Source organism: Pseudomonas sp. N40(2020), assembly GCF_014472415.1.
Lineage (GTDB): Bacteria > Pseudomonadota > Gammaproteobacteria > Pseudomonadales > Pseudomonadaceae > Aquipseudomonas.
The window spans coordinates 42,510-67,070 of sequence record NZ_JACSZV010000037.1; the positions used below are offsets into that span (position 1 = coordinate 42,510).

25 protein-coding genes and 1 pseudogene are annotated in these 24,561 nt (G+C 60.0%); 13 read left to right on the plus strand and 13 right to left on the minus strand.

Annotated elements, in window-relative coordinates; genetic code table 11:
- Nucleotides 1–32 precede the first annotated feature (32 nt).
- Nucleotides 33–1,979, minus strand: a complete 1,947-nt coding sequence (locus tag IAI51_RS21375) for a DNA topoisomerase III (RefSeq protein WP_187680261.1) — start codon at nucleotides 1,977–1,979, stop codon at nucleotides 33–35.
- 221 nt (nucleotides 1,980–2,200) lie between these two features.
- Here IAI51_RS21375 and IAI51_RS21380 point away from each other — a divergent pair, with 221 nt between their 5' ends.
- Together IAI51_RS21380 and IAI51_RS21385 are read left to right on the plus strand one after the other, a co-directional pair.
- Nucleotides 2,201–3,607, plus strand: a complete 1,407-nt coding sequence (locus IAI51_RS21380; protein WP_187680262.1) for a serralysin family metalloprotease — start codon at nucleotides 2,201–2,203, stop codon at nucleotides 3,605–3,607.
- Between the two features lie 125 nt (nucleotides 3,608–3,732).
- Complete coding sequence (locus IAI51_RS21385; RefSeq protein WP_187680263.1) at nucleotides 3,733–4,101, plus strand: DUF427 domain-containing protein; 369 nt, start codon at nucleotides 3,733–3,735, stop codon at nucleotides 4,099–4,101.
- 47 nt (nucleotides 4,102–4,148) lie between these two features.
- On the opposite strand, the gene IAI51_RS21390 is transcribed toward IAI51_RS21385, so the two are convergent.
- Together IAI51_RS21390 and IAI51_RS21395 are read right to left on the minus strand one after the other, a co-directional pair.
- Nucleotides 4,149–5,783, minus strand: a complete 1,635-nt coding sequence (locus IAI51_RS21390) for an MFS transporter (RefSeq protein WP_187680264.1) — start codon at nucleotides 5,781–5,783, stop codon at nucleotides 4,149–4,151.
- Nucleotides 5,784–5,929: 146 nt separating this feature from the next.
- Complete coding sequence (locus tag IAI51_RS21395) at nucleotides 5,930–7,579, minus strand: GMC family oxidoreductase (RefSeq protein ID WP_187680265.1); 1,650 nt, start codon at nucleotides 7,577–7,579, stop codon at nucleotides 5,930–5,932.
- Nucleotides 7,580–7,712: 133 nt separating this feature from the next.
- Here IAI51_RS21395 and IAI51_RS21400 point away from each other — a divergent pair, with 133 nt between their 5' ends.
- The 4 genes from IAI51_RS21400 (at nucleotide 7,713) to arsH (ending at nucleotide 10,231) form a co-directional block, all read left to right on the plus strand.
- Nucleotides 7,713–8,600, plus strand: a complete 888-nt coding sequence (locus IAI51_RS21400) for a LysR family transcriptional regulator (protein WP_187680266.1) — start codon at nucleotides 7,713–7,715, stop codon at nucleotides 8,598–8,600.
- A 75-nt stretch (nucleotides 8,601–8,675) separates the two neighbouring features.
- Entirely contained in the window at nucleotides 8,676–9,023 is a 348-nt protein-coding gene (locus IAI51_RS21405; RefSeq protein WP_187680267.1) for a metalloregulator ArsR/SmtB family transcription factor, read from the plus strand.
- Nucleotides 9,024–9,049: 26 nt separating this feature from the next.
- Nucleotides 9,050–9,520, plus strand: a complete 471-nt coding sequence (locus IAI51_RS21410) for an arsenate reductase ArsC (protein ID WP_187680268.1) — start codon at nucleotides 9,050–9,052, stop codon at nucleotides 9,518–9,520.
- Between the two features lie 12 nt (nucleotides 9,521–9,532).
- Entirely contained in the window at nucleotides 9,533–10,231 is a 699-nt protein-coding gene (gene arsH / locus IAI51_RS21415; RefSeq protein ID WP_187680269.1) for an arsenical resistance protein ArsH, read from the plus strand.
- Between the two features lie 28 nt (nucleotides 10,232–10,259).
- Here arsH and IAI51_RS21420 read toward each other — a convergent pair whose 3' ends face one another.
- The gene (locus IAI51_RS21420) at nucleotides 10,260–11,186 is read right to left on the minus strand and encodes a universal stress protein (protein WP_187680270.1); all 927 of its coding nucleotides are present in this window, start codon (nucleotides 11,184–11,186) and stop codon (nucleotides 10,260–10,262) included.
- Between the two features lie 256 nt (nucleotides 11,187–11,442).
- On the opposite strand from IAI51_RS21420, the gene IAI51_RS21425 reads away from it, so the two are divergent.
- Nucleotides 11,443–12,516: an NAD(P)-dependent alcohol dehydrogenase gene (locus IAI51_RS21425; protein ID WP_187680271.1), complete on the plus strand. Its 1,074-nt coding sequence runs from the start codon at nucleotides 11,443–11,445 to the stop codon at nucleotides 12,514–12,516.
- 45 nt (nucleotides 12,517–12,561) lie between these two features.
- On the opposite strand, the gene IAI51_RS21430 is transcribed toward IAI51_RS21425, so the two are convergent.
- The 9 genes from IAI51_RS21430 to IAI51_RS21470 all read right to left on the minus strand — a co-directional run bounded on the left by IAI51_RS21430 (nucleotide 12,562) and on the right by IAI51_RS21470 (nucleotide 20,444).
- Entirely contained in the window at nucleotides 12,562–13,125 is a 564-nt protein-coding gene (locus IAI51_RS21430; protein ID WP_187680272.1) for a GNAT family N-acetyltransferase, read from the minus strand.
- Between the two features lie 90 nt (nucleotides 13,126–13,215).
- Entirely contained in the window at nucleotides 13,216–13,965 is a 750-nt protein-coding gene (gene fnr, locus IAI51_RS21435) for a fumarate/nitrate reduction transcriptional regulator Fnr (protein WP_187680273.1), read from the minus strand.
- A gap of 136 nt (nucleotides 13,966–14,101) precedes the next feature.
- Nucleotides 14,102–15,517 carry an ATP-binding protein gene (locus IAI51_RS21440; RefSeq protein ID WP_187680274.1) on the minus strand — a complete coding sequence of 472 codons (1,416 nt, stop codon included), beginning with the start codon at nucleotides 15,515–15,517 and terminating at the stop codon, nucleotides 14,102–14,104.
- The gene (locus tag IAI51_RS21445; protein WP_187680275.1) at nucleotides 15,514–16,176 is read right to left on the minus strand and encodes a response regulator; all 663 of its coding nucleotides are present in this window, start codon (nucleotides 16,174–16,176) and stop codon (nucleotides 15,514–15,516) included. The genes IAI51_RS21440 and IAI51_RS21445 overlap by 4 nt, the downstream gene beginning before the upstream one ends.
- An 11-nt stretch (nucleotides 16,177–16,187) precedes the next feature.
- Nucleotides 16,188–16,832 (minus strand): tetratricopeptide repeat protein, encoded by a 645-nt coding sequence (locus IAI51_RS21450; RefSeq protein WP_187680276.1) that lies wholly within the window; start codon nucleotides 16,830–16,832, stop codon nucleotides 16,188–16,190.
- Nucleotides 16,829–17,638, minus strand: a complete 810-nt coding sequence (locus IAI51_RS21455; protein ID WP_187680277.1) for an SDR family oxidoreductase — start codon at nucleotides 17,636–17,638, stop codon at nucleotides 16,829–16,831. The genes IAI51_RS21450 and IAI51_RS21455 overlap by 4 nt, the downstream gene beginning before the upstream one ends.
- Nucleotides 17,625–18,299: a TenA family transcriptional regulator gene (locus tag IAI51_RS21460; RefSeq protein ID WP_187680278.1), complete on the minus strand. Its 675-nt coding sequence runs from the start codon at nucleotides 18,297–18,299 to the stop codon at nucleotides 17,625–17,627. The genes IAI51_RS21455 and IAI51_RS21460 overlap by 14 nt, the downstream gene beginning before the upstream one ends.
- On the minus strand, nucleotides 18,296–19,777 hold the full coding sequence (locus IAI51_RS21465) for an AMP-binding protein (RefSeq protein ID WP_187680279.1): 1,482 nt from the start codon (nucleotides 19,775–19,777) through the stop codon (nucleotides 18,296–18,298). Before IAI51_RS21465 ends, IAI51_RS21460 begins: the two co-directional genes overlap by 4 nt.
- Nucleotides 19,767–20,444: a thermostable hemolysin gene (locus tag IAI51_RS21470; protein WP_187680280.1), complete on the minus strand. Its 678-nt coding sequence runs from the start codon at nucleotides 20,442–20,444 to the stop codon at nucleotides 19,767–19,769. Before IAI51_RS21470 ends, IAI51_RS21465 begins: the two co-directional genes overlap by 11 nt.
- 209 nt (nucleotides 20,445–20,653) lie before the next feature.
- On the opposite strand from IAI51_RS21470, the gene IAI51_RS21475 reads away from it, so the two are divergent.
- The 6 genes and pseudogenes from IAI51_RS21475 to IAI51_RS21500 form a co-directional block, all read left to right on the plus strand.
- Entirely contained in the window at nucleotides 20,654–21,208 is a 555-nt protein-coding gene (locus IAI51_RS21475) for a cytochrome b (RefSeq protein WP_187680281.1), read from the plus strand.
- A gap of 181 nt (nucleotides 21,209–21,389) precedes the next feature.
- Nucleotides 21,390–21,605 (plus strand): DUF4287 domain-containing protein, encoded by a 216-nt coding sequence (locus IAI51_RS21480; RefSeq protein ID WP_187680282.1) that lies wholly within the window; start codon nucleotides 21,390–21,392, stop codon nucleotides 21,603–21,605.
- 584 nt (nucleotides 21,606–22,189) lie between these two features.
- Complete coding sequence (locus tag IAI51_RS21485; protein ID WP_187680283.1) at nucleotides 22,190–22,552, plus strand: DUF6124 family protein; 363 nt, start codon at nucleotides 22,190–22,192, stop codon at nucleotides 22,550–22,552.
- 231 nt (nucleotides 22,553–22,783) lie between these two features.
- Nucleotides 22,784–23,236, plus strand: coding sequence for an excinuclease ABC subunit C (locus IAI51_RS21490; protein ID WP_187680284.1), 453 nt, complete (start codon nucleotides 22,784–22,786; stop codon nucleotides 23,234–23,236).
- A 386-nt stretch (nucleotides 23,237–23,622) separates the two neighbouring features.
- Nucleotides 23,623–23,985 carry a DUF6124 family protein gene (locus IAI51_RS21495; RefSeq protein WP_187680285.1) on the plus strand — a complete coding sequence of 121 codons (363 nt, stop codon included), beginning with the start codon at nucleotides 23,623–23,625 and terminating at the stop codon, nucleotides 23,983–23,985.
- Between the two features lie 138 nt (nucleotides 23,986–24,123).
- Nucleotides 24,124–24,561: pseudogene (locus IAI51_RS21500) on the plus strand (DUF2235 domain-containing protein); the annotation flags it as partial.

Below are 24,561 nucleotides of genomic sequence, written 5' to 3' on the forward strand. Positions count from 1 at the left end.
AAGTGATGACCTTTCAGAAACAGTAGCGTGTATTACTTTTTGGCTGCGGGTTTCGCGGTGCGTTTGGTGGTGCCGGCGGTTTTGCTGCGCGTCGATTTGCGCTTTTTCTTCCACGGCGCGGCAGCCTTGCCGGCGGGTGGCGGGCCGCTGATGGTCAGGCTCAGGGCAGAGCATCGGGTTACTTGTTTGCTCATCCACGCCGCTTGCTTGGTGACGAATTCTTCCAGGCTCATCTCACCGCTTTGCACCATGTCCAGTGCCTGCTCCCAGATTGCTGTAGTGCCTGGGTCGGCGATTGCACGGGGTACGGCGTCGATCAGACTAAACGCGGCGGGTGTCGCGGCGAGGGCCTTGCCGTTTTTCACCAGGTACCCACGATCCAGCAAGCCCTGAATGATCGACGCGCGGGTGGCCTCGGTGCCGATACCGGTGGTGTCCTTGAGCTTCTGCTTGAGCAGCGGGTCTTCCACCAGCTTGGCGACGTTTTTCATCGCTTTGATCAGATCGCCTTCGGTATAGGGTTTGGGCGGTTGCGTCCACAGATCCTTGAACTTCACATCTGCGACCGCGCACTCGACGCCCTGAGACAATGCCGGCAAGGTTTGCGGTGCTGGTGCTTCACGGCCCTTGGCCGGTGCCAATGCCTCGGGTAATGCGCGTTTCCAGCCCGGTTCGATGATTTGCTTGCCGACCGCGCGCAGCGCCTCTGCGGCGCAATCAAAATCGGCCTGGGTGCGATCGTATTCATGGTTGGGCAGGAACTGCGCCAGATAGCGGGCGCGGATCAACGTGTAGACCGCACGGTGCTTGCCGCTCAGGCGTTCAAGGTTCTTTGCCGCTGCGGTGGGGATGATGCCGTGGTGCGCGCTGACCTTGGCGTCGTTCCACGCCCGGGATTTGCGCTGCGGTTCGAGAAAACCCTGCAGCGCGTCGAGGCTCGGGTCGGCCTGACGCAACGCCGCGAGAATCTCCGGCGCCTCACTGTGCTGACTCAGCGGCAAGAAACCGCAATCGCTGCGCGGATAGGTGATGACTTTGTAGGTTTCGTAGAGCGCCTGGGCGATGTCGAGGGTTTCCTGCGCACCGAGGCCGAGTTTCTTCGAACAGACTTCCTGCAAGGTGCCGAGGTCGAAGGGCAGGGGCGCCACTTCGCGCATACGCTCGGTGCGCAGTTTCACCACTCGCGCACTGGCGGCGCTTCTCATCGCGGCGGCGGCTTGCTGCGCCAGCGCCTGGTTCAGGCAGCGATCCTGATCGTCACAAACATCCGACGGCGCGCGCCACTGCGCGGTAAACGGCGTGCCGTTGTGCAGCAACTCCACGTCGATCGCCCAAAACGGTACCGGCACGAAATCGGCGATGCTGCGATCACGATCTACCACTAGCCGCAACGTCGGCGTTTGGACCCGACCGACCGGCAATACACCCTGATAACCCGACTGACGACCGAGCAGGGTGAACAGACGACTCATGTTCATGCCGATCAGCCAGTCCGCCCGCGAGCGACCCAATGCCGAGTGATACAGGCTGAACGTCTCGGCACCCGGTTTTAACGCGGCCAATGCCTTGCGGATCGACGCCTCGTCCAAGGCCGACAACCACAAGCGGCGGATCGGCCCCCGATAGCGGCAGTGCTCGACCAGTTCCCGGGCGATCATCTCGCCCTCACGGTCGGCGTCGGTGGCGATGATCAGTTCGCTGGCCTCGCCGAGCAGGCGTTTCACTGCTTTGTACTGGCTGGCGGTGCGCGGTTTGACGGTCATTTTCCACTTGTCCGGAATGATCGGCAGATCCGCCAGCACCCAGCGCTTGTAGCGCGCGTCGTAGGCGTCCGGCGGAGCGGTTTCCAGCAGATGGCCGATGCACCAGGTCACCGTGACGTCCGTTCCCAGCCAGCAGCCGTCGCCCCGACGCTTGGCGCCGAGCACAGCCGCAATGTCTTTGGCCTGAGAAGGTTTTTCACAGAGGTACAGCCGCATAACCACCATCGTCGATCAAGGTCCGAACAGGCGCACAGAATGGCCGGACTTGGCGCCAGGGGCAACTTTTATCTGTATGGATATACAGATAAAAAGCATTGCCGCAAATGACGGGCAATTCGGGGACGCTGCCAGGAACTATCGAGAAATTGATTAGCGCGGCGGTTGCAGGTCATGTCAGGTTCAACGCGACACCTGACCACTGAACAAGGACGTGCACCATGGCTCAAGCCACATCCAAAACCAGCAGCGCCTACGATGAAGTCAATACATTCAGCCACTTGTATGACCGTGGCGAAGGACTGGTCAATGGCAAGCCCTCATACACTGCCGATCAGGCCGCTGACGAAATCCTGCGCAAGGGCCTGTCGTGGGGCGATAAAAATGCCGACGGTAAGATCAGCCTCAGTTACACCTTCCTCACCGACCAACCGGCCAACTACAACCCGAAAATCGGCAACTTCAGCGAATTCAGCGCCCAGCAAAAGGCTCAAGCCGTGCTGGCCATGCAATCCTGGGCCGACGTCGCCAACGTCACCTTCACCGAAGGCAAGGGCGGCGACGGTCATATGACGTTCGGCAACTACGACGTCAGCACCGGCGGCGCGGCGTTCGCCTACTTGCCGAGCGGCGGCAGTTATGACGGCCAGTCGTGGTACTTGATCAACGATCAATATCAGGTCAACAAAACCCCGGACACCAATAACTACGGGCGTCAGACCCTGACCCATGAGATCGGCCACACCCTCGGCCTGTCCCACCCCGGCGCCTACAACGCCGGCAATGGCAACCCGACCTACGCTGACGCCAAGTACGCCGAAGACACCCGTGGCTATAGCCTGATGAGCTACTGGAGCGAGGCCAATACCGACCAGAACTTCAGCAAGGACGGCAGCGGCGCCTATGCCTCGGCGCCGTTGCTGGACGATATCGTTGCCGTACAGAAACTGTATGGCGCCAACTACGAGACACGCGCCGATAACACCACGTACGGTTTCAGTTCCAACGCCGGACGCGATTTCTACAGCGCCATTTCGGCGTCGTCGAAACTGGTGTTCTCGGTGTGGGACGGTGGCGGCGATGACACGTTGAATTTCTCTGGCTTCACCCAGAACCAGAAAATCAACCTCAATGAAGGTTCGTTCTCTGATGTCGGTGGTCTGGTCGGTAACGTATCCATTGCCTATGGCGTGACCATCGAAAACGCGCTGGGCGGTTCAGGCAATGACCTGCTGATCGGCAATTCGGCGGTCAATATTCTGAATGGCGGTGCCGGCAACGACATTCTCTACGGTGGCGGTGGCGGTGATACTTTGTGGGGCGGCGAGGGCGCAGACACCTTTGTGTTCGGTGCAGCCAGCGATTCGACCAATAACCAGCCGGACTGGATCATGGATTTCAAGAGTGGCCTGGACAAGATCGACCTGTCGGGCATTGCCGGGTTTGCGAATGGCGCTGCTTCGCTGAATTTCGTCAACGGTTTCACCGGGCATGCGGGGGACGCGATTTTGACTTACTACGCGCAGAGCGATCAGACCACGCTGTTGGTTGACCTGACGGGGCAGGGCGAGATTGATTTTGCCGTAGGTGTGGTGGGGCAGGCGTTGGCGACCGATATTGTTGCGTGATGCCTGAAAAGCGGCTCTCACCCTGATGGGGTGCGGGCCGTTGGCCGTTCGGCTGTGAACCTCCCGTGAGCGGAACACATGGGCTATACCTGAAGCGGTCTCTTTGCCGTATTCAGGAGAAACCCATGAAAACCCCCGGCCCCACTCCCGTCATTGCCCTCGAACAACTCATCGGTTGCCTGGTGGTGAAATTCCACGGCATCCAGGTCGCCGCGTCCTCCCACGTGATGGTCCTCAATGAGGCCAACTACCCGCCGGTGTACTACATCCCCCGCGAAGACATCGACGAAAAGTATTTCGCCCGCACCGATCACACCAGTTACTGCCCGTACAAGGGCGACGCCAATTACTTCAGTTTGCAGGTGCCGGGGCATGAGGGGGCGAATGCGGTGTGGACTTACGAAAATCCGAAAATATCGGTTGATCAGATCAAAAACTATGTCGCGTTCTATCCGGATCAAGTGAAGTTCGAGGTGATCAAAGCGGATGACTGATTCAAGTAATGGTGGCGACAGCGTTAAGTCTCTCGCCACCGCTTGTCTCAGTTCTTATCGAGATCGATATTCTTCGTCTCACGCAAACAGATCATCCCCACCACCAGGCTCACCCCGGTAATCAGCACCGGATACCACAGCCCATAAAAAATATCCCCGGTGTACACCACCAGTGCGAACGACACGGTTGGCAGGAAACCGCCAAACCAGCCGTTGCCGATGTGGTACGGCAAGGACATCGAGGTGTAGCGGATGCGGGTCGGGAACAGCTCAACCATCAGCGCCGCCAGCGGCCCGTAGCACATGGCCGAGATGATGATCAGCGCGACGATCAGGGCGACGATCAGGGCGACGATCATTGGCTTGTTGATCTGCTGCATATCCGCCTGTTGCGGGTAGCCGGCGAGGGTGATTGCGCCGCGCAACGCCGCTTCGTCGAAGCCGTCGAGTTTCACGTCGCCAACGCTGACTTGCACCGCGCTGCCGGCCGGCGCGGCGGCACTGGAGTAGGGCAGGCCTTGCTTGACCAGGAAGGTTTTGACCTTGTCACACGGGCTATCGAATTTGGCTTTGCCCACTGGGTCGAACTGGAAGGTGCAGGTCGCAGGATCGGCCAGCACGATGATCGGCGCCTGACGGCTGGCCTGATCGATGGCCGGGTTGGCGTAATGGGCGAGGGATTTGAATATCGGGAAGTACAGCGCCGTCGCCAGCAGCAGGCCGAGCATCAGTATCGGTTTGCGCCCGACCTTGTCCGACAGCCAGCCAAAAAAGATGAAAAACGGTGCGCCGATGACCACGCTGATGATCAGCAAGGTGTTGGCCACCGCCGGGTCCATTTTCAGGAACTGGGTGAGGAAGAACAGCACGTAAAACTGCGCTGCGTAGAACGTCACCGCTTGCCCGGCGTTGATGCTGAACAGGGCGATCAGCACCACTTTGAGGTTTTCCCACTTGCCGAAGGATTCGCGAATCGGCGCCTTGGAGGTTTTGCCTTCCTCTTTCATCTTCAGATACGCCGGCGACTCGTGCAGGCTCAGGCGAATCCAGGTGGAAATGCCCAGCAGCACAATCGACAGCAGGAACGGAATGCGCCAGCCCCACACTTCAAACTGATCGCCAGTGAAGTAGCGGCAACCGAGCACTACCAGCAGCGAAAGCAGCAGGCCGAGGGTGGCGGTGGATTGAATCCAGCTAGTGTGGAAACCGCGTTTGCCGATTGGCGCGTGCTCCGCCACGTAAGTCGCGGCGCCGCCGTATTCACCGCCGAGCGCCAGGCCCTGGAGCATGCGCAGCACCACCAGAATGATGGGTGCGGCGATGCCGATGCTGGCGTAGGTCGGCAGCAGTCCGACGCAGAAGGTCGCGACGCCCATCAGGATGATGGTCGCGAGGAAGGTGTATTTACGCCCGATCATGTCCCCCAACCGACCGAACACCAGCGCCCCGAACGGCCGCACGATAAACCCGGCGGCAAACGCCATCAGCGCAAAGATGAACGCTGTGGTGTCGTTGACCCCGGCGAAGAACTGCTTGCTGATCACCGCCGCGAGGGCGCCGTAGAGGAAGAAGTCATACCACTCGAACACCGTCCCCAAGGAGGAGGCGAAGATGACTTTGCGTGTATCCGGGCTGGTGTCCGTGCTGCGCACGGCGTCCAGCGGCTGAACGTGTTCTGACATATCGGTATCCCTCACAGTGATTGTTTTTGTTGTTCCACTGGTGTTGCGTGTCCGGGTGATGCGCGATGCCTTGAATCTGGTGCAAGTCCCCTGTGGGAGCCAGCCTGCTGGCGATGGCGGTGCATCAGCCATAGAGATGTTGGATGTCAGTCCGTCATCGCCAGCAGGCTAGCTCCTACAGGGGGTGGGTTTACGGTTGGAGAAAGGATCAGCTGCGCAGCCTTCTCGGCAATCATCAGCGTAGGCGAACAGGTATTACCCGAGGTAATGCGCGGCATGATCGATGCGTCGGCAATGCGCAACCCGGGTACACCATGTACGCGCAGTTGCGCATCGACCACCGCATCACCGTCATTACCCATGCGGCACGTACCGACCGGATGGAAAATCGTTGTGCCGATTCTGGCCGCCGCTTCGTGCAGTTGTTCTTCGCTTTGCAGGCTATCCCCGGGCAGATACTCGACCGGTTTGAACGCTTGCAGGGCCGGGGCGCTGACGATGCGTCGGGTCAGGCGGATCGCATCGGCGGCCACGCGCAGGTCTTCGGGATGGCTGAGGTAATTGGGCTGAATCAGCGGCGCGTCTTGCGGGTTCGCGGAACGGATTTCGATGCGGCCACGGCTCTGCGGACGCAGGTCACAGACCGACGCGGTGAAGGCCGGGAAGCTGTGCAACGGTTCGCCGAAACGCTCCAGCGACAATGGCTGCACGTGGTATTCAAGATTCGCCGACGTCTGCTCCGGCCCGGATCGGGCGAACGCCCCCAACTGACTCGGCGCCATCGACAACGGCCCGCTGCGGTCATACAGATAACGCAGGCCCATGCCCATCTTGCCCCACACACTGCCGGCGATCTGGTTGAGGGTGCGGGCGTTTTCCAGTTTGTAGATCAGGCGCAGTTGCAGGTGATCCTGCAGATTGCCGCCGACACCCGGCAGCTCATGAATCACGCCGATGCCGAGGCGTTCCAGCAGCGGACGCGGGCCAATCCCGGAACGCTGCAGAATGCTCGGCGAACCCACGGAGCCGGCGCACAACACGATCTCTTTGCGCGCCTTGAAGCTTTTCACCTGGCCTTCATGACGGGCGCTGACCTTCGATGCGCGACCGTCCTCCAGCAGAACACGATCCACTTCAACCCCGGTCAACACGGCCAGATTGGTCCGGGATCGCACCGGTTTGAGAAAGGCTTTTGCCGCATTCCAGCGCACGCCGGCCTTCTGGTTGACCTGAAAGTAGCCGCAGCCTTCGTTGTCGCCCTGATTGAAGTCATCGATGCTGGCGATGCCGCTCTGCTCGGCGGCGCTGCGAAACGCATCGAGAATCGGCCACGACAGCCGCTGTTGCTCGACACGCCATTCGCCTTTGGCACCGTGAAAATCAGCGGCGCCGGCAAAATGGTTTTCGCTTTGTTTGAACAGCGGCAGCACGTCATCCCAGGCCCAGCCCGGATTGCCCTCGGCTGCCCAGCCGTCATAGTCGCCGGCCTGGCCGCGCATGTAGATCATGCCGTTGATTGAAGAACAGCCACCGAGCACTTTGCCGCGCGGATAACTCAGGCTGCGGCCTTGCAAACCGGGTTGCGCTTCGGTCTTGAAGCACCAGTCGGTACGCGGGTTGCCGATGCAAAACAGGTAACCGACGGGGATGTGAATCCACGCATAGTTGTCGCGCCCGCCCGCTTCGAGCAACAGCACGCGCTGCTGCGGATCGGCCGACAGTCGATTGGCCAGCAAGCACCCGGCAGGGCCGGCGCCGACCACGATGTAGTCGTATTCATCAAGGGAAGTCTGCATTCCCTGACCTCGCTTTTTGTTTTTATTGTCGGACACTCTAGTTGTTAGCTTTCGTCAAAAGAATGTTAGTTTTTGCGCAGCCGCTGTGCGTTTTTAAACAGCCCTGAATGACGATAGCTGACAAGGACACCCCATGTTCGACTGGAACGATCTGCGGTTCTTTCTGGAGTTGCAACGCAGTGGCCGCCTGCTCACCGCCGCCCGCCGCTTGAACACCACCCACGCCACCGTCGCCCGCCACATCGAGGCCATCGAAAAAAGCCTCGGCACCGCGCTGTTCGTCCAGCACGCCCAAGGCTACGAAATGACCCCGGCGGGGGAGGCGCTGCTCAAGCACGCCGAAGCCATGGAAAACGTCGCCCTGCTGGCCCAGGAGGAAATCACTCAATCCACTGCGCCACTGGGCAAAATCCGTGTCGGCGTCACTGAAGGCCTCGGCATCAAGTTTCTCGCCAGCCGCATGATCGGTCTGTTCGAGCGCTACCCCGGTCTGGAAGTGGAATTGGTCGCGGTGCCGCGCTTCGTCAGCATCCTTAACCGCGAGGCAGAAATCAGCATTCATCTGGAGCGTCCGGCGGCGGACATGCTCGTTACCCGCAAACTGACGGACTACCGTTTGGCCCTCTATGCCAGCCAGCGTTACCTCGACAACGCGCCACCGTTGCGCAGCCGGGAAGACCTCGGGCGGCATGCATGGATCGGATACGTCGATGATCTGCTGTTCAGTCAGGAGTTGATGTTCCTCAACAGCTTTTGCCGCAGTCCTCGGGTGGTGTTCCATAGCACCAGCGTCATCGCCCAGCAGGAAGCCGCTCGCTCGGGATTGGGCATTGCCGTGTTGCCGTGCTACATGGCGGCCTCTGAGCCGGATCTGGTGCCCTTGCTGCCGGACGAAAGCATCGAACGCAGTTACTGGATCAGCACCCGGCGCGAGTTGCACAAGTCGGTGCGGCTGCGGGTGGTCTGGGATTATGTGGTGGGGTTGTGTGAGGCGGAGCAGGGGTTGTTGCTCAACTCCTGAGATCTTTTGATCTTTCAGGTTGATTAATATATGGATCTCCGTATATTCGGCAGTCCATATGTACGGTGCGCCCTGATGATCACGCCCCCCGAACTCTTCAAAAGCCTCGCCGACGAGACCCGTGTCCGCGCTACGCTGCTGATCGCCGCTCAAGGCGAACTCTGCGTTTGCGAGCTTATGTGTGCCCTCAATGACAGCCAGCCGAAGATCAGCCGCCATCTCGCGCAACTGCGCAGCAACGGGCTGCTGCTTGATCGTCGGCAGGGCCAGTGGGTCTATTACCGGCTCAACCCGGATCTGCCCGATTGGGTTCATCAAATCCTGCAAGTGACGTCGAAGGCTAACGCCGACTGGCTCAAGGACAACGCCTCGCGCTTGCTGAACATGGATGATCGTCCCGTCCGCGAAGCAGCGTGCTGCTGAATTATTAACGTCCGCAGGAGCCCCCCATGCGAGTTCTGTTCATGTGCACGGCCAACAGTTGCCGGAGCATTCTTTCCGAAGCCATGTTCAATCACCTGGCGCGCCCGGGTTTCGAGGCGCTGAGTTCTGGCAGTTTCCCTAAAGGCCAGGTGCTGCCACGCAGTCTTGCCACGCTGCAACAGGCCGGTATTTCCATCGATGGCCTGTACAGCAAAGGCAATGACGCCTTCGAAGACAACCCGCCGGACATCGTCATCACCGTCTGCGACAAGGCCGCCGGTGAAAGCTGCCCGGTGTACTTCGGTCCGGCGCTGAAAGCCCATTGGGGCCTGGAAGATCCCTCCGATGTGACCGGTGACGAGGCCGCAGTGGATGCGGCGTTCAGTGCCACGCTGGCGATCATCGAGCGGCGCTGTGCGACCTTCCTCGGCCTGCCTTTTGCAACGCTCAGCCGCGCAGAACTGCAGCGTGAGCTGGATCGAATCGGCTCCCTGTAAGCCGGAGGATATATGTCAGAACATCTGCCCAACCTTGATCCAACCCTGTTCGAAGGCTTTAAAGCCACGACCTCGGGCGAACACAAACCGCGCATCCTGTTGCTCTACGGCTCGACCCGCGAACGCTCTTTCAGCCGTTTGCTGGTAGAGGAAGCCGCACGCTTGCTCGAACACTTCGGCGCCGAGACGCGCATTTTCAACCCGTCCGGTTTGCCATTGCCCGACGACGTCCCCGTCGACCATCCGAAAGTGCAGGAGCTGCGCGAACTGGTGCTGTGGTCGGAAGGTCAGGTCTGGTGTTCGCCAGAACGTCATGGCGCCATGTCGGCGGTGTTCAAGGCACAGATCGACTGGATTCCGCTGGAGCTTGGCGCCGTTCGCCCGACCCAGGGCAAAACCCTGGCGGTGATGCAGGTGTGCGGTGGATCGCAGTCGTTCAACGTCGTCAATCAACTGCGGGTGTTGGGACGCTGGATGCGCATGTTCACCATCCCCAACCAGTCCTCGGTGCCCAAGGCTTACATGGAGTTCGACGAGGCAGGGCGGATGAAACCGTCGCCGTTCTATGACCGCGTCGTCGACGTGATGGAAGAATTGGTGAAGTTCACCGTGCTGCTGCGCGACCGCCAGGATTTTCTGGTTGATCGGTATTCGGAGCGCAAAGAAACGGCCGAACAATTGATGGCGCGGGTCAATCAGCGCTCGATCTGAGCCCGCCGACTTTAAGGGGTGGCTGCGTTCAGGCGGACAGCATTTGCGGCGACACCACCCAGACGCTGCAGGGCATTTTGTACAGCAGGTGTTCCACCGTGCTGCCGACCAACCGGCCGAGGCCGCGATGGCCGACACGGCCCATGATGATCACGTCGATGTCATAGGCATCGGCATAGCTGCACAGCACTTTGGCCGGATCGCCCATGATCATGTGTTGGCGCTCCGGCGGGATGCCGTTGCGTTCGGCCAGTGCGCGGAACGCGGTGGCTTGTGCATCGAACAGTGCTTTGGCGTTGCCCTGCGTGAAAAACGTCGAGGCATTGTCGAATCCGAACTCATCGGCGCTGATCGATGACAGGTCATAGGCATAGATCACTTCCAGTTCGGCGTCGCTGAGGCTTGCCAGTTTGACGGCCTCACGCAGAATCCGGTCGTTGAAGTCTTCGTACCGGGCGTCACGATGAAACGGATCCACAGCGGCAACCATTCGCCGAGGCCGGGCATTGTGCACATGGCTGACGAAATGCAGGGGGACCGGGCATTCGCGCAGCAGGTGCAGATCGAGTGGCGTGAACATCAGCCGGGACATGAATGAGGCGGGCTCCAGATCCTTGATCAGCAGGGCCATCGGCTGCTCTTTGAGGTGAATCAGGATCTCGCGCAAGGGGTGCTCGATCCAGACCACCTCGGTCGTCACCGTGACGCCAAGATGACGCAAGGGTCTGGCCTGATCTTCCAGCCACTGGCGGTGACGCTCGACATAGCCGATACGCATCTGTTCCAGTGCCTGTTCGTTAACCAGTCCGGCGGTTGCCAGACCTTCCAGATAATCGAACGCCACAATGTGCAGCGCCGCCCCCGAGGCCTTGGCCAGTGCGCCAGCCCGTTCGAATGCGGGGCTGTCTTTCATCAGGGGTGGGGCCACCAGCATGAAACGTGCTTGCTCGGACATGACAAAACTCCCGTGGGTAACGGCATGAATGCTTGTGCGCAATGGCGGCAAAGGCGTTGAGTCATCCTGCTCCGTGCCGGGGCTCACGCCTTGATCTTTGTCAATGGCAGGGGGCAGCGACGCTGACGCCCGACGCGCGGTAATCGCGCAAGCGATCCCGCAATGGTTGATCGTGATCAACCTTGTGTCGGTTAAGTCGGCGCAGTCTCCAATAGGTGCTGCACTCACTGGAACCACCCGCGCAGGAACATCGCTCATGGCCATGATGAAAGCGGCGATTTTCGTCGAAAAGGATCGCATTGTGCTGGATGACAAGCCGATCCCCGAAGTAGGCCCGTTGGACGCGCTGGTGCGCATCACCACCACCACGATCTGTGGCACTGACGTCCACATCCTGCGCGGCGAGTATCCGGTGGCCAAAGGCTTGACCGTTGGTCATGAGCCGGTGGGTGTCATCGAGAAACTCGGCTCGCAAGTGCGCGGCTTTGTCGAAGGTCAGCGGGTGATTGCCGGCGCCATTACCCCGAGCGGCCAAAGTTACGCGTGCCTGTGCGGCTGCGGCTCACAGGACGGGCCGGACACCCGGCACGGCTTTCGCGCCACCGGCGGCTGGAAGTTCGGCAACATCATTGATGGTTGTCAGGCGGAGTATGTGTTGGTGCCGGATGCGCTAGCCAACCTGTGTCCGATCCCCGACGGGCTGAGTGATGAACAGGTGCTGATGTGCCCGGACATCATGTCCACCGGGTTCTCCGGCGCAGAGCGCGGCGAGGTCAGTATCGGCGACACCGTTGCAGTGTTTGCGCTGGGGCCGATCGGGCTCTGCGCAGTGGCCGGTGCGCGGCTCAAGGGTGCAAGCGTCATCATCGGTGTCGACGCGGTGGCCGAGCGCATGACGGTTGCGCGGCAGTTGGGCGCGACCCACATAGTCAATTTCAAGGACGGTGACGTGGTTGAGCAAATCATGGTGTTGACTGATGGCCGCGGCGTGGATGTGTCCATCGAAGCCTTGGGCACCCAGGGTACGTTTGAGTCTGCATTACGGGTGTTACGCCCGGGCGGGCGATTGTCGAGCCTTGGGGTTTACGCTTCGGATCTGCGCATTCCCTACGATGCTTTTGCAGCGGGTTTGGGCGATTACAGCATCGTCAGCACCCTGTGCCCCGGCGGCAAGGAACGCATGCGCCGGTTGATGGCGGTGGTGCAAAGCGGTGGCGTCGATCTGTCACCGCTGGTGACCCACCATTTCAAACTGGACGATATCGAGGCGGCGTATGAGTTGTTCGGCCATCAGCGCGATGGCGTGATGAAGGTCGCGATTACACCGTGATCAAACGCGCCACGTACCGTTGGCGGAGCGGGGCGCGTTGATCTGCTACAGAAACAGGCGATGGATGACCTGGTGGCTATCGTCGGGATCACTGTGGGTTTCAAAGCCCAAGGCTTTGGCCAATTCGCGCATGCCCGTGTTGCTGGCCGAATCCAAGGAGTACAGGCGGCGGAAGTTGTTCTGTCGGGCGGCCTTGATCAGGTGCTCCATCAGCAAGGTTGCCAGGCCCAGATGCGCCCATTCATCGGCGACCGTCACCGCGAATTCGCATTCTTTTTCGGCCGTGGCGGCATAGCGGCTGATACCGATCTCGATCAATTCGCCGTTCTCGTGAACCAGCGCGATAAAGGCTGCGCGTTGCTTCTGGTCGATGTCCATTAACTGATCGAGCAACGCCGTGCCCGGTTCGCTGATCTGTGCCAGAAAACGCATGTGGCGGGACTCGGGGGACAAGCGCTTGATAAACGCGTATTCGCGTTCGCGATCCTTTTCGGCCAGCGGCCGGATCAGCACGTGTCGGCCGTCCTTGAGCGATTCGATCCAGTATTGGCCGTGGTGCGTGGCATACACAGCCGCGGTCCGATCATTGTGGTCTTTGACAGTGAGCATGATGTGACCTCCAGCGTGGAAAAGATCAACGCGCGGTGCATTGCGCTGATCTCTTTGTACGCCGTTGGTGATGCGGGCATCTGATCTGGATCAGATCGGCGACTGAGTCGGCCGACAGCCGACGATCAGTTGTTTGAGGCCTCTCATGTCGAGGATTTTCACGTTACGTCCCGAGATGTCCACCAAACCCTGATCCCGCAGATGGCCGATGCCACGGCAGATGGTTTCCAGGCGCAGCCCCAGGTAGGAACCGATTTCTTCGCGGCGCATCTTCAGCACGAAATCTCTGGAGGAATATCCGCGCATGTTGAAGCGTTGCGAGAGATTCACCAAAAATGCCGCCAGGCGTTCATCCGAGCTCATGTTGCCGAGCAACATCAGCATGTCGTGATCGCGCACGATCTCCCGACTCAGCAGTTTGTTGAGGTTGTGCTGCAATGACGGCAAGGTCTGGGCCAGCTTCTCCAGTTGGGCGAAATGGATGGGGCAGACTTCACTGTCCTCCAGGGCAAATGCACTGCACACGTGCTCATCGCGACTGATCGCGTCGAGGCCAAGCATCTCGCCGGGTATATGAAAACCGGTGACTTGCTCCCGGCCGTCGACGGATACAGCACTGGTCTTGAACGAACCGGTGCGCACCGCATAGAGCGAGCGCAACGGATCGCCTGCGCGATACAGCGCCGCGCCTTTCTTGATCCTGGAACGCTGCACGATCAGCGTATCCAGGCGTTCGACTTCCTTTCCGGTCAGGCCAATCGGCAGGCACAGTTCCACAACGCTGCAACTCGAGCACGCAGTCTTGAGGTATTGAATGTTCAGAGGACGAGTTTCAGGCATTAGCGAGGACGCCTTGGAAGGTTCACCAAGCATAGGTGTGTGGGCTGGTCGCATGCCGTTGATTTGGCCGATTGCCCGCTCAAGTGACGAACGGGCAGGCCGGCCAATCAGAATCGGCCAGGATTGCGCTGCGTACTCAGCCCTGTGGTAGCTCGCGGGTGATACGTTGTGCCGCGGGGCGCGATTGTGCGCCAGGCATCGACAACGTCGCCCGCAACCCACCTTCAGCCCGATTGACCAACGTAATCCGCCCACCCAGCCGCGTCGCGATGGTGTTGACGATAGTCAGCCCCAATCCCGCGCCCTGGGCATTGCCGCGACTGTAGAACCTTTCGAACAGCCGCTCTCGATCTTCCTCATCAATGCCCGGCCCCTGATCCTCGACACTCAAATGGCAGAAACCGTCGGCCTGAGTCAGCGTCACGGTGATCACGCCGTGTTCCGGGGAGAAGTTGGCGGCGTTGGTGATCAGGTTGTTCAGGGCAATGTCGATGGCGGCGGTGCTGGCCATGACGTGGAGCGGTTCGGCGCTGTCTTCGAAGGCCAGCTCCAGCTGTTTGCTCAGCAACCACGGTGTCAGTTGCACCAGGCTGTTGCGCACGGTTTCGCTGAGGTCGATGCGTTGCAGTGGCGGCGGGTTGGTTTTGGGTTCCAGGCGCGCCATGGTCAGTAACTGATTGACCAGGCGGCTGGTGCGGTCGACGCCGACGATCAGAAACTCCAGGGATTCGCGACGCTCTTGTTCGGTGCCGGCCTCCAGGAGGTTTTGCGCATGCACCCGCAGCACCGCCAGCGGCGTGCGCATTTCGTGGGCGGCGTCGGCGATGAAGCGGCGTTCGCGGCCGAGCACTTCCTGGATCTGCGCGAGCATGCGGTTGAGCGCGGCCTGCATCGGTTCCAGTTCGCTGGGCAGCGGTGTCATTTGCAGCGGTTCCAGCGATCCACTGTGGCGGGCGCGCAGGGTCGCGGCCATGTCCGCCAGCGGCTTGAGGCCCCAACCGATGGCCAGCCAGATCATGGCCGCGAGGATCAGGCTGCCGATCACGTTTGGCCATAAAGTGTGACGCACGATACGGTCGACCAGATCTGAGCGCACGTCATCGCGTTCGCCGACCCAGATGCGCAGGCTGTTCTGCTTGTCCTCCAGCATGAACGCCCGCCATTGCCGACCCTTCAAATCCAGCACATCGCTGAAACCCGGTTGGGTCGGCGGTGCGGTGAAGGAGGGCGCGCTGGCGGTATGCACCAGCACCTCACCCTTGGGATCCCACACCTGAAAAGCGATTTTGCTTTCGTACGGATGACCATCGACCCGGGGCTTGGCTTCGCCCAGGGCCTGATTGAACGCCTGATACAACTGCGCGTGCTCGGTACTGTCCATTGGCATGCGCATCACGCCTTGCAGCAACCGGGCGTTTTGCGCCAGTTGCGCGTCGTAGACTTCGGCTATTTCGTGGTTGCTGTCATGCACATTGAACGTGCTGAGCACCGCCAGACCGGCCAGCAACAGGCCGATGATCAGCGTCAGCGTACGACGGCGGATCGAGGTCATCGACGCTCCTCCACCAGATAGCCCACGCCACGAATGGTGCGGATCAGGTCGGTGGAGAATTTCTTGCGCAGGTGATGGATGTGGACTTCCAGGGTGTTGCTTTCCGCCTCTTCATTCCAGCCGTAGAGCAACTGAATCAGTTGATCGCGGGTCATCACCCGGCCCGGCGGCGAGAGCAATTCGTGCAGCAACTGATACTCCTTGGGCGTCAGCGCCACGGGTTGGCCCTGATAGCTGACCTGCTGGGTGCCAGGGTTGAGGCTGATGCCAGCGTGTTCGATGAGCGCCTGGGCGCGCCCGGCGCTGCGTCGCAACAAGGCACGCAACCGCGCCTTGAGTTCGGCCAGATCGAACGGCTTGACCAGATAATCGTCCGCCCCGGCGTCGAGCCCGGCGATGCGATCCTCGGTAGCATCGCGGGCAGTGAGAATCAGCACCGGCAAATTCGAGCCGGTGTCGCGCAGACGGCGCAGCACTTCGAGGCCGTCCATGCGCGGCAGGCCGAGATCGAGCACCGCCACGTCGAAGGTTTCACTGAGCAGCGCATGCAACGCGCTGCTGCCGTCCTTGAGCCAATCGACGGTGTAACCCTCACGCCCCAGCGCCTGATGAATGCCTTCACCGAGCGCCACGTCATCCTCAATCAGTAATAAACGCACGCGGACTCCTGTCAGTCGAGTTTCTTGTTGACGTCCACCAGCAGGGCGGCAATCTCTTTGCGACGCCCGGCGTCGGCGCTTTCTCGGCCCGGACGCGGCGCGGCTTGCAGGGCTTTTTGCAACGCCCCTTTCGCTTCAGCGTAGCGTTTTTCACGGTAGAGGTGATCGCCCCAGAAGTACAGGCTATCGATGCCGTTGGGATTAAGTTGCAGCGCCTGCTTGAGCAGTTGCTCAGCCTTGTCGCTGTCGCCGAAACCGATCGGCCAGCCCGGCACGCGGTCATACAGTGCGGCGAGGCTGGTGTAGGCCGAACCTTGCAAGGCTTTGGGGTCAAGCGTCAGGGATTTTTCCAGATCAGCCTTGGCGTCCTTGGCTTTGCTCAAGGCACCGAGCCCACCTTCGGCACCGGCCCAACTGCTGGTGACGATGCCTTTCCAGATCCAGGCTTCGGCCACGGCCGGGCGTTGCGTGGTGAACGCCGTGGCTTCGCTGGACAGTTGCTCGAAAGCGGCGGCGCGCTGTTTCTCGGCCACTTCGTATTGAATGTGCGCCCAGCTCTGCTGGATGCCGGTGAGGCGTTGCTGATCGGCGGAGTCCAGCGCCCAGACGCTTTGACTCAGGGCGGCCAACAACAGGCATGCGGAAAGTTTTTTCATGGCTTGAGGGTCTCGTTTTCAGATTTTTCACTGAGGCGGCGGATCAGCGGCAACTGCTTGCGCAGACCCCGATCAACCAGATGCGGCAGCAGGTTGTTGAGGCGCACGAAGAAACGTTCCGGCCAGCCCAGATACAGGTCGCGACGGTCTCCGGCAATTGCGTGAATCACCGCTGCGGCGACGGTTTGCGGGTCATCGACGTTGGCCTTGAGCGCATCGTTCAAGGCTTGCGCCGCCGCGCTGTTCATCGTTGTGCGGGTGGCGCGTGGCGCGACGTACAGCACGCTGACCCGGGTGTCGGCCAACTCCCGGCGCAGCGCTTCGGAAAACCCGCGCAGGGCAAACTTGGTCGCGCAATAACTGGCGTAACCGGGGTAGCCGATCGAGCCATAGGTCGAGCCAACGTTGACCACCATCGCGCTGTTGGCCTGTTTGAGCATTGGCAGCAACAGCTTGGTCAGGCAGATCGGCGCGCTGATGTTCACCGCCAGCATCGCGTTGATGTCGTTGTCGTCGAGCTGCTCAAGCATGGCGAAGTGGTTGACCCCGGCCGCGTTGATCAGCAGGTTAATGCCGCCGATGGCTTCGGCGGCGGCCAGCACTTTGCGTCGGTCGCTGAGGTAGGTCAGGTCGGCGGCGACCCAGCACAGGTTTTGCGGATAACGCTCCAGCAGCGGCAGCAGCGCTTCTTGATGTCGGGCCACGGCCAGCACCCGCGCGCCGGCGGCGCACAAGGCATTGGCGATGGCCATGCCGATGCCGCCACTGGCACCGGTCAACACAACACGTGCTTCACGCAGCTGCATGTTGAGCCTCCGTGTTGCGCGGCAAGCCACGGAACATGTCGGTGTACAGGCGATAGACGACTTTCGAAGCGTGAATCACCGCCGCCTGATCTTCTGGATCTTCCAGTTGGTTCATCAGTCGGCGGTAAGTCTGCATGTGCTCGATGTCCAGCGAACCGTGGGAGCTCAAGTAACTGAACGCCGTTTCCGGCAACGCCAGACGCTCGCGAATACTGCCCGCCGCGTGGGTGGCCAAGGCAATGCTGGTGCCTTCAAGCACGTTGACCATGCCGAACAGACCCACCGGATTGCCCCGGGCGATCAGGTCGTAGAGGAAGCTGACCATCAACTCGATCGACAGCGACGGCTGCCCATCGCGCACGGCATCGCGATCACCGCCACACGCGGCAATGTCGTTGAGCACCCACTGTTCATGGCCGTATTCATCCTCGATGTACTCGCACACCGCTTTGCGCAGCCACTCCAGACGCGACGGCAGACGCGCACCGCACGCCATCATCAACGGCACGGTGTGGCGCACGTGGTAATAGGCCTGAGCAAGAAATGCCCGATAACTCTCAAGGCTGACTTTGCCTTGCAGCGCATCAAGGATGATTGGCAGGTTGAACAACTCGTGGCGTTCCTGCTGCGTGGCTTCTTGCAGGGTGTCGAAAAAATTCATGATGCGGCTTCCTCGGAAACAACGGATTCGGTCAATTGATCGTGGTATTGCGCGACGATAGCTTCGCGGCGCGGGCGGCCATTGGCGGTCAGCAGGCCATTGGCGGCGGTGAACGGTTGGGGCAGGCGCGTCCAGTGATGCACCTGGGCGTAATCGGGCAAGGCTTCGTTGGCCACGGCGACAGCGGCGGCCAGCTCCGCATCGCTGCAATCGGTGCGGTGCGGCCATAGCAGCGCGTGGTTATGCGGCATCGCCTCGCCATAGACGAATGCCTGGGCGATGTGGCGGCGCTGGGTCAGCTCCGACTCGACCCATTCCGGGTTGACGTTGCGCCCGAAACTGGTGACGAACTGATGCTTCTTGCGGCCCTTGAGGTAAAGAAAACCCTCCGGATCGAACTCGCCGAGATCGCCGCTTGGCCACCACTCTTCGGCGAGCGGCGCATCGCCCAGATACCCCAGCAGCGGCGAGCCCTTGATCAGCACTTCGCCGTCTTCGGCCAGGCGCACTTCAACATGCGGCAAGGGCCGGCCTACGCTTCCCGGACGTCGCGCGCCGGGGCGATTGAGGCACACCACCGACGCACATTCGGACAAACCATACCCTTCAAAAACCGGCAGGCCGACCCGTTGTGCGCGGTGCAGCAAATCTTCGGAAACCCGTGCGCCACCGACAGCGGCAAAGCGCAGTTTTTGGGGGTCGAAGGCTTTCTGTTCGGCGGCGCTGACCAGCAACAGCAACAACTGCGGCACCAGAATCAGACTCTCCGGCGCACGACTGGCCAGATAGCCCAGCAAGCGCGGCACATCGACGCCGCTGGCGCCCTGAATCCCGAGGGTTTTCTGGCTCGGCAGGCTCAACATCGCGCCGGCATAAAGCGCCGCATAACAGCCGAGGTTTTCCAGCAGAATCGCCAGCGGCAGCAGGGCCAGATGATGCTCAGGATTGGTGGGTTCGCTTGCCTGATGCAGCTCGCGTGCAACCCGCAACAAACTGTCGGTGCTCAGACACACGCCTTTGGGTGTGCCGGTGGTGCCGGAGGTGAAGGTCAGTTTGGCGGTGCCGGCGGGCATGCGGCTCGGGCCGCTGAACGAGCGGCACCAGAACTCGCCGCTTTTCTCGTAACCGCCCGCGAGCAATTCGGCTGCCAGTTCCGGCTCGGCGATCACCCGTTCGGCCTGGCTTTGCTCCAGACAATGGGCGCGTTGCGCCGGGCTGAAGAACGGCGGCAGCGTCACGCAGGTCAGGCCTTCGAACAGCACGGCCAAGTCCCAAAGCATCGCGTCGACGCCGTTATCCAGCGCCAGTGCAATCACTTGCACGTTTTCATCGCGCAATCGCTCCTGGCGATACATCACCTCGGCGTACAAGGTTGTGTAATCGATTTTCAGCGAATCGCCCCACAGGGCAACCGCACCGTCATTGCGCCCGGCATGGCTGCGCAGGGTTTCCTGGAAGCGTTGCAGTTCAAGCGACATGGAAAGCTCCTTCAATCGAGGTCGGCAGCCCCAAGCGTGTGAACAGGCCGATATTGCGCAAATGGATGAACCCGGCGCGGATGTTGCCGACGTGAACCCAAGGTTTGCTTTGGTAATAACTGCCCCAATGTTGACGCTCGTCACCCAGTCGCTCCGGGTTCGCGGCGCACAATGTCACTGGCTTCAAACCGAGGCGATGGAAGCTGTTGACCAGCCCGATGTTGCCGGTGAAGGTCACCCATTCCAGACCGCCCATGGCCAGCAAGTAAGTGATGGCGATGATGCTCAGGCGCGCACTGCCGGTGTCGCTGGCGGCGAGGTTGCCGACCTCGACGATGCCGTTGCGCGTCACCGGGCGATCCGCCGCCGCGCTGATCAGCGGCTCGATCGGCTCATCCAGATAGCGCTCAAGAAACAGCGGCTCCAGATGCGCGCGGCGCACACCGGCCACAGCACTCAGCTCACCGTCGGCGTTGTGCATGCCGAACAGCTCGGGCATGAAGTGGCGAATATCGGCACCGTGGGCCTTGCGAAAACGTTGCTGAATGAACGCTTCGAACGCCGTTCGTTGTGCGTCGTCGGGCAACGCATGGGTCAGCGTCATCTGCGGCGTTTCGGCCTGGCCGAAATGCAGAGGCAGGGGGATGTTCCAGTCGAAATCGGGCATGGGCAGAACGCCTCCCTCAAAGATTTGAGCGAAGTATCCGAGCCATTTCTTAACGAAGTCTGAAGGTGAAAAAAGGTTAACCTGCAAGCCGATCTTCAGACTGTCTTAAGACTGGCCGGGCAGGGTGACACCGTCGGTTCGCCCGGCCAAAGGAACGTGACCGTCGACCGCATCGACCGTCACCCACGACAATCACGAGGCGCATCTTTATGACCCGCGACAACGCCGCAACCCGTTATGGAAAACTCTCGATCACGATGCACTGGCTGATGCTGGCGCTGTTCGTCGGCGTCTATGCCTGCGTCGAAATCAAAGGCTACATGCCCAAGGGCAGCGAAGCGCGCGGCCTGCTGATGGGCTTTCACGGCCTGTTCGGCGCAAGCATCTTCGCCTTGGTGTGGCTGCGCCTCATCGGCCGCCTGACCCCGCGCCCACCGATCACCCCCAAACCCCCAGCCTGGCAGACCGGCATCGCGCACCTGACGCACCTGGCCCTCTACGGCCTGATGATCGCCACGCCGATCCTCGCCTGGCTGATGCTCGCCGCCGGCGACAAACCGTTCCCCTACTTCGGCTTTCACGTACCGGCGCCGGTCGCCATCGACCCAGACCTCGCCAAACGCCTCAAGTACTGGCACGAACTGATCGGCAGCAGCGGTTATTGGGTGATCGGTCTGCACGCGGCGGCGGGGTTGTTTCACCATTATTGGGTGCGGGATAACACGCTGGTGCGGATGCTGCCGGGGCGTACAGGTTCACGCTGACCCCCTGTAGGATTGAGCCTGCTGCGAGGACGCCTGTGCAGTCAGCATCGATTTTGACTGAACCACCGCGATCGCGAGCAGGCTCACTCCTACAGTTTCTGTGTTGTCTGGCAGAGCGCGATAGTTGCCGGAACCGCACTTCGCGTCCACTCTTAGGCCTTGCCGACAAGGAGCGTGCAGCATGACCGAAGACAACAAAGTAAAAGGCCCGGCGTCCTACTTCCCCTCCATCGAGAAAAAGTACGGCCAACCCATCGACCACTGGCTGAACCTGCTCGCCAGCGTCACCGACAAAAAGCACATGGAACTGGTGGCGTGGCTCAAGGAAGAACATGGCATGGGCCATGGGCATGCCAATGCGTTGGTCGCGCATCATCTGGCTAACAGCAAAAAGTGAGTGCAGGGCGGCGATGAACTTCACCCATTGGCGCCGGGCAGCAGTCAATCAGCCTTGATCCAAATGACTCAACGCAGAGCCTGAGTAACCCACAAAACCTGTGGGAGCCGGGCTTGCCCGCGATAGCGTCAGCCCGGCCTAAAAAATTCAAAACCAGCCACAATCCTCTGTAGGAGCGAGCCTGCTCGCGATGACGGTTGCCCCTGCGCCGCAGCAATCATTGAGCAAAATAAACAACAAACAACAAACCTGTTTAAGCGAAACCTCCTGTCGCCATCCATGCCCTACAACGTCTTGCGCCATCGGCTACGACTACGCCAGAATCCGCCGGCTTGTGCGTCTAGGTCGCGGGTTCTATCGTTTGTCAGTCACTGAAAAGCAGTGATCGGGTTTGGTAGCCCGCCATAACTAGTCGCATCGCGCACCGTTCGCAGGCCCGTCGGGTCTCTGCTCAATGGTGGCCATGCGCAGGACACCTTCGGGTGTGCCGGGTCCTAGTTACCGGTCTACCAACCCGCGTATGGCCGCCACCCTCGTTTGGTAGCGAAGGTGATGGCTCCTTTTTAATAACTAGGAGTTTCACCATGTTCAAAGTAACGCCAAACCCGCCAGTAACCGACCCCGCATCCCCCTACCAATCCCCGGATTCCAAGAAATTCCACGAAGCCGCCGAGCGCGCCCTCGACCACTACCTCAAACCCGCCGACCACATCATGGCCAGCACCAACGAACCCGAGCGCATGTACCTCGCCAACCCGAAGTACGACACCGAATCGTTGCTAGCCAACGCCAGCGAAACCCTCGGCTCCGCCAGCGAAATGCTCAACAACTTCGCCGCCATACTCGACACCTCCCACCGCAAAAACGCGCTAGGCATCGCGCAAGTCGTAATGCTTGCCGAATTGGCCGTCAACCAAGCGCTGGACAACATCGAGATATCAAAGTAGGAGGTACGTCCTGTGTAGCGAGTGCCTTTGCTCATCGCTACACAGAGCTATCCATTTATTTTTAGGTGTTGTTTCAAACCGACGTGCATCACATGGATTGTAATGGGCTGACTTGACGCGCTAGCGTTGGTTATCACCTCAAGAGCGAACTGTTTTCCAATGCCACTACACGAATGCCCGCACACATTTGAAGAGTTAGCCATCACGGTTCTGCCCTCCCACATGAGCAGAATGAAAAGCGCTCTCGCTGATCCACGAGAGATGAAGGCATTTTCAGTTCCGGGGGTTGGCACTAAATCGTTGCTGAAGCAGTTCGATCTGGCACATGACTTTTCGGGATGCTATGTGCTGATCGACAACGGAGTGCCGATCTACGTGGGGATTTCCAGAAGCGTGGTCAGTCGGCTTCGTCAGCACGTCTTCGGTAAAACGCATTTCGACGCTAGCCTGGCTTTTCGCATAGCGATGGCTAAGCATCCAGATCGAACGATTTCCAAACTTACGCGCGCGAAGGCGATGGATGACGCTCTATTCGGTACATCATTCGCAGAGGCCCAATCCTATTTAAAGACACTTCAGGTGGCAGCAATTGCCATCGAGAATGCGCTTGAGCTTTACGTTTTCGAACCCTACTGCGCGCTGGCTCTTGATACGCATCAGTGGAATTCTTTTGAGACGCATTGAATCTCAATGCTCATTACCTCGACTGGCCTATAAACAGGGCGCGGCGTGTTTGTTTAATAGGTGTCTCTCGTTGCTGGTCATGCCCTACAACGTCTTGCGCCATCGGCTACGACTACGCCAGAATCCGCCGGCTTGTGCGTCTAGGTCGCGGGTTCTATCGTTTGTCGGTCACTGAAAAACAGTGATCGGGTTTGGTAGCCCGGTGTTAGATGTACAGCTCCACCATCGCCGAGATTTCTCCGATTCGGACTTATGGTGGTCATGTACAGGGCGTCCTAGGGCGCGCCGGATCCTAACACCCGGTCTACCAACCTGTGCATGGCCGCCACCCTTCGTTTGGTAGCGAAAGGGTGAAGCCTCCTCTAAATGTGTTAGGAGCTTCATCTATGTTCAAAGTAACGCCAAACCCGCCAGTCACCGACCCCGCATCCCCCTACCAATCCCCGGATTCCAAGAAATTTCACGAAGCCGCCGAGCGCGCCCTCGACCACTACCTCAAACCCGCCGACCACATCATGGCCAGCACCAACGAACCCGAGCGCATGTACCTCGCCAACCCGAAGTACGACACTGAATCCCTCCTGGCCAACGCCAGCGAAACCCTCGGCTCTGCCAGCGAAATGCTCAACAACTTCGCCGCCATACTCGATACCTCCCACCGCAAAAACGCGCTAGGCATCGCGCAAGTCGTAATGCTTGCCGAATTGGCCGTCAACCAAGCGCTGGACAACGTCGAAATCCCCAAATAACCCAACCGCCACGACGAGGGGAAACCCTCGTCAAACCACGCTGTCTCAACCGGGCTGGCACACGGCCACGCCTTGCGCCCCCAAGCCTCGGCTGTCACCCTTCGGGCCGTTCTCAAGGATCAGAACAAGGAATCAAGGATGAGCGGCTACGTCCCCAACCCCCCGAAAAACCACCGCTACGAAGAAGCCAAACCCGTTGATATCCATGCCCAGCGCTGGGCGGAATATGAGAAACACGGGAAAGAACCTGCGCCCGAGCCTGAGAAGATTGGGATCGCGTTACGGATTGGGGTTTTCTTTGATGGCACTGGGAATAATGCGAATAACACGGCCGCTGGGTTGTTGTGTGGTGCGCAGCATCCGATTGCGCCAGAGGATATTCCTGCGAGTTGCAAGCCATACATGAGTGACCCGGATAGCAGCTATGGCGCCGGCCCAACCAACGTTAAAAAATTACATTCTTTATATAAAAACACTCAAAAAGCTGAAAGCGATGGCGCTTTCAAGTACATATCGCGTCCAATCTATGTCGATGGAATAGGCACTGAAACCAATCAGAAAGACAGTGTTCTGGGG